The organism is Candidatus Bipolaricaulota bacterium, from assembly GCA_021159055.1.
In the GTDB taxonomy this organism is placed as follows: Bacteria; Bipolaricaulota; Bipolaricaulia; order UBA7950; family UBA9294; genus S016-54.
On the sequence record JAGGSO010000024.1, the window covers coordinates 1 to 8047 of the forward strand.

Annotated in this window: 12 protein-coding genes; 6 read left to right on the forward strand and 6 right to left on the reverse strand. The window is 64.7% G+C overall.

Annotated features, from left to right (window positions below; genetic code table 11):
* The 4 genes from J7J55_01305 to J7J55_01320 all read right to left on the reverse strand — a co-directional run.
* On the reverse strand, positions 1–407 hold a 407-nt coding region (locus J7J55_01305), incomplete at its 3' end, for a hypothetical protein (protein ID MCD6141344.1).
* Entirely contained in the window at positions 404–1276 is an 873-nt protein-coding gene (lipA, locus tag J7J55_01310) for a lipoyl synthase (protein ID MCD6141345.1), read from the reverse strand. The genes lipA and J7J55_01305, both read right to left, overlap by 4 nt.
* Positions 1273–1977, reverse strand: a complete 705-nt coding sequence (gene lipB, locus J7J55_01315) for a lipoyl(octanoyl) transferase LipB (GenBank protein ID MCD6141346.1) — start codon at positions 1975–1977, stop codon at positions 1273–1275. Before lipB ends, lipA begins: the two co-directional genes overlap by 4 nt.
* Positions 1952–2188, reverse strand: a complete 237-nt coding sequence (locus tag J7J55_01320; protein MCD6141347.1) for a lipoyl domain-containing protein — start codon at positions 2186–2188, stop codon at positions 1952–1954. The genes lipB and J7J55_01320 overlap by 26 nt, the downstream gene beginning before the upstream one ends.
* A 101-nt stretch (positions 2189–2289) precedes the next feature.
* Here J7J55_01320 and ychF point away from each other — a divergent pair, with 101 nt between their 5' ends.
* The 3 genes from ychF to J7J55_01335 are packed head-to-tail and all read left to right on the forward strand — an operon-like array spanning position 2290 to position 4834.
* The gene (ychF, locus tag J7J55_01325; GenBank protein ID MCD6141348.1) at positions 2290–3378 is read left to right on the forward strand and encodes a redox-regulated ATPase YchF; all 1089 of its coding nucleotides are present in this window, start codon (positions 2290–2292) and stop codon (positions 3376–3378) included.
* Positions 3375–3968, forward strand: a complete 594-nt coding sequence (locus J7J55_01330; protein MCD6141349.1) for a threonylcarbamoyl-AMP synthase — start codon at positions 3375–3377, stop codon at positions 3966–3968. The genes ychF and J7J55_01330 overlap by 4 nt, the downstream gene beginning before the upstream one ends.
* Positions 3965–4834, forward strand: coding sequence for a DMT family transporter (locus tag J7J55_01335; GenBank protein MCD6141350.1), 870 nt, complete (start codon positions 3965–3967; stop codon positions 4832–4834). The genes J7J55_01330 and J7J55_01335 overlap by 4 nt, the downstream gene beginning before the upstream one ends.
* Here the strand turns inward: J7J55_01335 and J7J55_01340 are convergent.
* Together J7J55_01340 and J7J55_01345 are read right to left on the reverse strand one after the other, a co-directional pair.
* A complete protein-coding gene (locus J7J55_01340; GenBank protein ID MCD6141351.1) occupies positions 4803–6185 on the reverse strand; it encodes a tryptophanase in 1383 nt (460 codons plus the stop codon). The genes J7J55_01335 and J7J55_01340 overlap by 32 nt on opposite strands.
* A gap of 12 nt (positions 6186–6197) precedes the next feature.
* Positions 6198–6671, reverse strand: coding sequence for a hypothetical protein (locus J7J55_01345; GenBank protein MCD6141352.1), 474 nt, complete (start codon positions 6669–6671; stop codon positions 6198–6200).
* Positions 6672–6848: 177 nt separating this feature from the next.
* On the opposite strand from J7J55_01345, the gene J7J55_01350 reads away from it, so the two are divergent.
* The 3 genes from J7J55_01350 to J7J55_01360 all read left to right on the forward strand — a co-directional run bounded on the left by J7J55_01350 (position 6849) and on the right by J7J55_01360 (position 7779).
* A complete protein-coding gene (locus tag J7J55_01350) occupies positions 6849–7142 on the forward strand; it encodes a metal-sensitive transcriptional regulator (GenBank protein MCD6141353.1) in 294 nt (97 codons plus the stop codon).
* A gap of 99 nt (positions 7143–7241) precedes the next feature.
* Positions 7242–7544 (forward strand): nucleotidyltransferase family protein, encoded by a 303-nt coding sequence (locus J7J55_01355; GenBank protein MCD6141354.1) that lies wholly within the window; start codon positions 7242–7244, stop codon positions 7542–7544.
* On the forward strand, positions 7531–7779 hold the full coding sequence (locus J7J55_01360) for a DUF86 domain-containing protein (GenBank protein MCD6141355.1): 249 nt from the start codon (positions 7531–7533) through the stop codon (positions 7777–7779). The genes J7J55_01355 and J7J55_01360 overlap by 14 nt, the downstream gene beginning before the upstream one ends.
* Positions 7780–8047: the final 268 nt, after the last annotated feature.

Sequence of the window (8047 nt, forward strand, 5' to 3'; positions counted from 1 at the left end):
CCCTTCTTCCTTCCCACGATGAGCCGATTCTCCACCGGATTCACCCTGATCCCGACGGAGGAAAGTCCATCTGCTATCGCTTTTCCGATCCGATGGAACGCCTGGTTAACCCCACCGAGCCGGCCGGCGTCGCTCAGACAGAGGGAGAGGTTGAGGTTGCCGGGATGGTGATAAACCGCCCCGCCACCGGAGATGCGGCGCAGCACCGGAATCTTGAGCCTGTCCGCCGCTTCGAGGTCGACCTCGGCCGCGATCGCCTGCGATCTCCCGATCACCACGGCGCGGGCGTTCACCCACACCCTGACGGTGATCGCTCCTCCCATCCGCGCGCGCTCGAACAGCGCCTCATCCAGTGCAAGGCCGAGCCGAGGATCGATCGGGGCTGGATCGCAGATCAGGCGGATCATCCCCGCACGGCCGCGTACGCCTCCGCGGCGTGGTACGAACTGCGCACGTACGGCCCGGCAACGACGTAGCCGAACCCGATCGCAAGGGCCTCTTCCCGCAACGCGGCAAACTCGTCCGGCGGGACGTAGCGGGCGAGCGGGTAGGCCGCCTCCGTCGGCGGTAGGTACTGCCCCAGGGTGACGATATCGACGCGGGCGGCCCGCAGATCGCGCAGCGCCTCCAGGATCTCCTCCTGCGTCTCCCCCAGCCCGAGCATGAGCGAGCTCTTGGTGACGAGGTTTGGAGAGATCTCCTTCAATCGGGAGAGGACGGACAGGGAGAGGTCGTAGCCGGCGCGGGGATCGCGCACCGCCGGGGTCAGTCGCCTGACCGTCTCCAGGTTGTGGCCGATCACGTCCGCTCCGGCTCTCGCGATGATCTCCAGGGCCGCCGCATCGCCGCGGAAGTCGGGGATGAGCGCCTCCACCCGCACCGAAGCGTCGCCCTCTTTGATCGTCCTGATCGCGGCCGCGAAGACCGACGCTCCGCCGTCGGCAAGGTCGTCGCGATCGACCGAGGTCAGCACCACGTAGCGCAGCCCGAGGGCCTGGACCGCGGCCGCCACCCGGCGCGGCTCGTCGCGATCGACCGCGCCGTGCGGATTCCCAGTGGGGACGGCGCAGAACCGGCAGGCACGGGTGCACACCTCCCCGAGGAGCATGAACGTCGCCGTGCGCGCTCCCCAACACTCGATCGCGTTCGGGCAGAGCGCTCCCTGGCACACGGTGGTGAGGCGATAACGGGATAGCACCTCGCGCACGCGGCGCATCTCCCGCGCCTTCTCCTCGTCCGGGGCGCGGACGCGCAGCCACGCGGGCCGGGCGCTCATTCCACCCCCTTCCAGTACGGTCCGGGATCCTCCTCCACGAACCGCCAATCGAAGAGCGGTTCCATCCGGGCGAGGAGCCGGCGGGCGATCTCCTCGAGGGGGTAGGTCTCCCCGGTCAGGGAATCGAGGGAGGTCACCTCGATCGGGAGGCCGCACGGATTGATCATCCCGAAGTGGGTCTGGTTTACCGCCACGTTGAACGCCAGGCCGTGCCGCGTCACCCAGTGCTTCACGTACACCCCGACCGAGGCGATCTTCCGCGCCCCGACCCACACCCCGGGGAACCCGGGGCGGCGCATCCCCTCGATCCCGAACTCGGCGAGCAGATCGATCACCCCCTGCTCGAGGTTGCGCACGTAGCGGCGCAGGTCGCGCCCCTGGTCCCGCAGGTCGATGATCGGGTAGACGACGAGCTGCCCCGGACCGTGGTAGGTGATGTCGCCCCCGCGCTCGATCTCGTACACCGTTATTCCCTCCTTCTCCAGGATCTCCGGGGGGACGAGGATGTTCGTTGCCGAGCCGGAGCGACCGATGGTGAACACCGGGTCGTGCTCCACCGTGATCACGGTATCGCGGATCTTGCCGGCCACCCGCAGGTCGTGCAGCTGGCGCTGCAGCAGGTAGACCGACGCGTAGTCAGCCCGGCCGAGGGGAAGGTGGGTGACGGTGCGGGTGTCAGTCGATCTCAGCCAGGAGCTCATCGCGCTCTGCCTTCTCCCCTTCCTGTTTTAGGATGCGTGCGAGCCGGCCGTCCGCCGGCGCCTCGACCACGAACGTCGTCTTCTCCGTCTCCACCTCGAGGAGGTCCTCCCCGGCGGCGACGTGCTCTCCTTCCGCCTTCAGCCAGCTCGTGATGGTCACTTCCTCCACCTCCCCCAGATCGGGGAGGCGGACCTCGATCCGATCTCCCATCTCTCTTCTCCTCCTTCCGCGAAATACTAGCCGATCGAATCCGCTCCTTCACCTTGCTTTGCCCCGGGGTGGGCCATATATTTGGACGCAAAGGAGGGACGATGGGATTCACCTGCGGTCTGGTCGGGCTCCCCAATGCCGGGAAATCGACGATCTTCAACGCCCTGTCCGGGGCGGGGGCGCGCGTCGAGGCGTATCCGTTCTGTACGATCGAAGCGAACATGGGGACGGTCCCGGTCCCGGACGCGCGGCTCGACCGGCTCGCCGCCCTCTTCCCGGAGAAAAAGCGGGTTCCCACCCACCTCGAGTTCATCGACATCGCCGGGCTCGTCCAGGGGGCGAGCGGGGGTGAAGGGATGGGAAACCAGTTCCTGTCCGAGATCCGCTCCGTGGACGCGATCCTCCACGTCGTGCGCTGCTTCGCCGATCAGAACGTGGCCCACGTCGCCGGGGACCTCGATCCGATCCGCGACATCGAGGTCGTGGAGACCGAGCTCCTCTTAAAGGACCTGGAGACGATGACCCGGGTGCGGGAGCGGCTCGTCCGGGAGACGAAGGGGCCGGACCGGCGCGCCCCCGCCCGCCTGGCGGCGTGGGAGGAGCTATTGAATGCCGTGGCGGAAGGGATCCCGCTCCGCGATCAGGAGATCCCGCACGAGGTGGAGGACCTGGTGCGCGAGGTCTCCCCCCTCTCCATCAAGCCGCTCATCTACGTGGCGAACGTGGACGACTCCGGCGGGAACGAGCACTCGCGCCGGGTGGTCGAATACGCGGAGAGGACGGGAAAGGAAGCGATCGTGATCCGCGGTCGGCTCGAGGCGGAGATCGCGGAGGCGGCGGGGAGCGACGAGGAGAGGCGGGCGTTCCTCACCGAATGGGGGCTCTCCGAGACCGGGCTCGCCAAGCTGATCCGCGCCGGCTACCGCGCGTTAGACCTTGTCACCTTCTTCACCTTCGCGGGGCCGGAGGTGCGGGCGTGGACCGTACGGAAGGGGACGACCGCCCCGCAGGCCGGGGGGAGGATACACTCCGACTTCGCCGAGCGGTTCGTCCTCGCCGAGGTGATGGACCTGGACGAGCTCGTCGCCGCCGGATCGGAGCACGCCCTGCGCGAGGCAGGGAGGATAACCAGGGCCGGACGCGACTACGTCGTCCGGGACGGCGACGTGATTCATTTCATCTGCGCATGAACCCGATGGTTCTTCCCGACGACTCTCCTGATCTCCCCGCCGCGCTCCAGGCCCTCCTCGAGACGGGCGGTGTCCTGATCTTCCCCACCGATACGGTGTACGGGATCGGGGGGAGTCCGTGGGACGAGGGAGCGCTCGGACGGGTGCGGACAATGAAGGGGCGCCCGCCGGAACAGCCGTTTTCGCTCCACCTCCCGAGCGTCGCGGCGATCGACCGATTCGCCCGCCTCGAGCCGCGGGCGCGTGAGATCGTGGAGCACTTCCTCCCCGGGCCGTATACCTTCCTCCTCCCCGCCCTCCCGAACGCCCCGGACTGCGCGGTCAAGGAGGGGAAGGTGGGGATCCGCGTTCCGGCGCACCGGTTCTTCTCCCAGGTGCTGCGGGCCCTCGATCGGGCCCTGTTCGGGACGAGCGTCAACCGGAGCGGCGATCCCCCGTTGGTCGACCTTTCCCAGATCATCGAGCAGTTCTCCGGGGTCGACTTGATCGTCTCCGGGAGGATAGAGATCGGAACTCCATCGGCGGTGATCGACCTCACCGTTGATCCGCCGATCGCCGTGCGCGGGACGCTCCCGGAGGGGCTCCGGTGACGAGATTCGCCCCCCTGACCCTCCTTTCGATCACCGTGATCTGGGGCTGGACGTTCGTCCTGGTGAAGCAGGGGATGAGCGAGGTGGGCCCCCTCACCTTCCTCGCCGCCCGGTTCCTGATCGCGTTTCTCGTCCTGGCCGGCCTCATGCCCGGCGTCCTCCGCCGGCTCGACCGCTCCACCCTCCGGGCCGGAGCGGTGATCGGGGTGGCGCTGTTCGGCGGGTACCTGTTTCAGACGTGGGGGCTTGTCTACACTACGGCGACCAAGAGCGGGCTGATCACCGGGCTGTCCGTCGTCATCGTTCCGCTCCTCGCCGCGGCGGTGAACCGAAACAGGGTCGGGTTGAAGGCGTGGATCGGCGCGTTCCTCGCCGCCGGCGGGCTCGCCCTCCTCGTCCTTGGCCGGGGCCGACTCAGCCCGGTGAATTTCGGGGACTTTCTCACCCTGATCTGCGCGGTCTCTTACGCCGCTCACATCGTCCTCGTCGATCGCTACGTTCGCCGTGTCGACTATCGCGGGCTCCTCCTCGTGCAGGTAGGGACCGTCGCCGCCCTGAGCACGGTCGGGGCGCTGTTGTTCGAGTCGCTCCCAACGCACCTCTCCGGGGGACTGATCGAGGGGATCCTGGTGACCGGGGTGCTCGCAACCGCGCTCGCCCTCTACATCCTGAACCGCTTTCAGTCCTACTCCACCGCTGCCTATACCGCGATCATCCTGACGATGGAGCCGGTGTTCGCCGCGCTGTTCGGGGCCATCCTCCTCGGGGAGACCCTCGGCCCGCTTCAGATCGCGGGAGCAGTCGTGATCGTCGTCTCGACCCTGATCCCGAAGCTCAGCGTTCGACCCGCTCGAACCGGGCGATGAAGTGGCGCAGCGGCCCCTCCCCCTCGATGATGCGGTAGCCGGGGAGCTCATCCTTCCTCTGCGCCACCGCCGCCGCCCCCTCGATCACCGCGTCGAAGTGGGTGCGGGTGTAGGTGCGGCGCGGGATCGCCAGCCGGACGAGTTCGAGGTTGGGGTAGACTTCGTTTCCGGATTCGTCTTTGTGGGCGAACATCACGCTCCCCACCTCGATCGCTCTCACCCCGGCCTCGATGTACAACTCGACGACGAACGAGAGCCCCGGAAACAGCCGTTGCGGGAATTCTGGGGCCAATCCCTTCATGTCGATGTAGACCGCATGGCCGCCGATCGGCTCGACGATCGGGATTCCGACCGACTTCAGCCCCTCCCCGAGGTAGCGGGCCTGTCCGATCCGGTCGGCGAGGTAGGCCGGGTCGAGCGCCTCGTACAGCCCGACCGCGATCGCCTCCAGGTCGCGCCCGGCGAGCCCGCCGTAGGTCGGGAACCCCTCCATCAGGATCAACCGCTCGCGCGCCCGGGAGAAGATCTTCTCGTCGTTTGTGGCGAGGATCCCACCGATGTTCGCAAGCCCGTCCTTCTTCGCGCTCATCGTCATCCCGTCGGCGAGGGAGAATATCTCACGGGCGATCTCGATCGGAGCGAGGTCGGAGTAGCCCTTCTCCCGTTCCCGGATGAAGTAGGCGTTCTCCGCGTGCCGGCAGGCGTCGATGAAGAACGGAATCTCGTAGCGGTGGGCGATCTCGCTCACCGCACGCAGGTTTTTCATGGATACCGGCTGCCCGCCGCCGCTGTTGTTGGTGATCGTCATCATGATGAGCGGGATCCGCTCCCGCCCCACCTCCTCGATCAGGGCCGTGAGCTTGGCGGTATCCATGTTCCCCTTGAACGGATGCGGCTTCTGCGGATCGTAGGCATCCTCGATCACCAGGTCGATCGGCTCGCCGCCGTTGGCAAGGATGTTGGCGCGGGTCGTGTCGAAGTGCATGTTGCTGGGGACGATGTCCCCCGGCTTCAGGACGCTCGAGAAGAGCACGTTCTCCGCCGCGCGACCCTGATGGGTGGGAAGGAGGTAGCGGAACCCGAAGATGTCCCGCACCGCCTTCTCGAACCGAGCGAAGCTCCGGCTCCCGGCGTAGGACTCATCCCCGCGCATCAGCGCCGCCCACTGCTCTTGGCTCATCGCCCCGGTCCCGGAGTCGGTGAGGAGGTCGACGTAGATGTCCGCGGCGCGCAGGTTAAACACGTTGTAGCCGGCCTTGCGGATGAGCTCCTCCCGCACATTCCGCTCGGGTACGGTGATCGGCTCGACGACCTTAATTCGGTATGGCTTGTGCGGAAACTTCCATCCCATCTTTGCTCCCCCTCAGAAGTAGAAATGGATCCCTGTTCCGAATGCCATCATCAACCGCCCGACCGTGGAGAACGCCCCGCCGAACTCGAGGTTGAACGCGAGATTCGGGGCAAACGGGAAGCTGAACTCGATCCCTCCCGCCGTGGACAGGATCAGCTCATTCTCCCCGTAGGGCGAAAACGGGACCGTCCCCCCGCCCGTGATGTAGAAATCGACCGCCTCGGTGTCGCTCAGCTTATACAACATCCTCCCGGTGAACACCCCGGTGAGGTCAGGGAGCTCGCCCCAGGCAAACACGATCCCCTCCACTCCGAGCTGTGGGGTGAACCAGTAGCGGGCGCTCACGAGCCCGCCCCACGGGACCCCGGCCTCCATCCCGAACCCAAACCCTCGCCCGGCGGACAGGTTCTCCTCACCGTCGGCGAAGAGCGTGGCCGAGATAAGGAGAATAGCCACCACTGCGATGACGATCACTGCTCCACGCATTTCCCCCTCCTGGAATCAAGTTTCTACATAGTAGTTGATTCCCTGGTGCAGGGCAACGGCAGCAACCCGGGGCGATCGAAACGGAACCGTGGAAACGTGGGGGAGTACTTCGACACGGTTGTTTATGGATGGGATTTCGTGTACAGTTACCCCACCCCGGGTGGGACAGGAGGAACGATGGAAGCAAAAGGGAGCTTAGCTAAAGAACCGGGTGTAAAAAAGGTAGTCCTCCAACGGCTGCGCACCGCGATCGGGCACCTTTCTGCGGTGGAGCGAATGATCGAGGAAGAGCGCTACTGTGTCGACATCCTCAAACAGCTTTCCGCAGTACAGGCATCCCTCTCCAAGATTGCCTACGCGATCTCCGACGCGCACATGCGCCACTGCGTGCGCGAGGCGATCGCGGAGGGCAAGGGGGAGGAAAAGGTCGAGGAGATGCTCGAAATCCTCAAGTACCTGCGACACTTTTGATGAGATCCGACACATAAGGTGGCGGTTAGTGCTATAGTTAAAAATACCGGGAAATCATGAGATGCGCGGTGAATGGTTGAAGACACCGGAGGGAGAACGATGGGAGCGAAGATATCCGTACCCAAAGACGCCATTGCTGCGTTTTGTCGCCGCCATCACATTCGCCGATTGGCGTTCTTTGGTTCGGTCCTCAGGGATGATTTTGGCCCGGACAGCGACATTGACGTGCTGGTGGAATTCGATCCGGAGGCGCGCGTCGGCCTTATCGCGCTTGCAGGGATGGAGATTGAATTAGCACGGTTGCTCGGGCGCAAGGTGGAAATGCACACGATCAACGGATTGAACCCCTATTTTCGCGACGAGGTGCTGAACACAGCGGAGATGCAGTATGAGCAAACGTGACGACGTAGTAAGTTTGAGGAACATGCTCGATCACGCCCGCGAGGCGGTGGAATTGCTGGGGGATGCGGAGTGTGAGGAATTGGGACGCAACCGCGTCATGCAATTGGCGCTTACTCGGCTTGTGGAAATCATCGGCGAGGCCGCTAATCGGGTTTCGGAGATAACACGAGCACAACATCCCGATGTTCCCTGGGCACAGATCATCGGGATGCGCAACCGCCTGATCCACGGATAGGACGTGATCGACTACAGTCTGCTGTGGAATACAGTAACCGCCGACCTACCGCCGTTGATTGCAACGTTGGAATCCATCGTGTTGTCTGAGGAGACGTAAGCGCCTTTTACAGAAAAACCGTCTTTTGCCAGCCTTATATCACATATTCAGACCATACGGTTGACTTTATTTGACTTCGGATGTATTCTGTTTTCAGAATGGTCGAATTAATCGGCTTCAAGGGGGTATCGCGGGAGCGGGGATTATACCATCATAATCGTCGTGGATC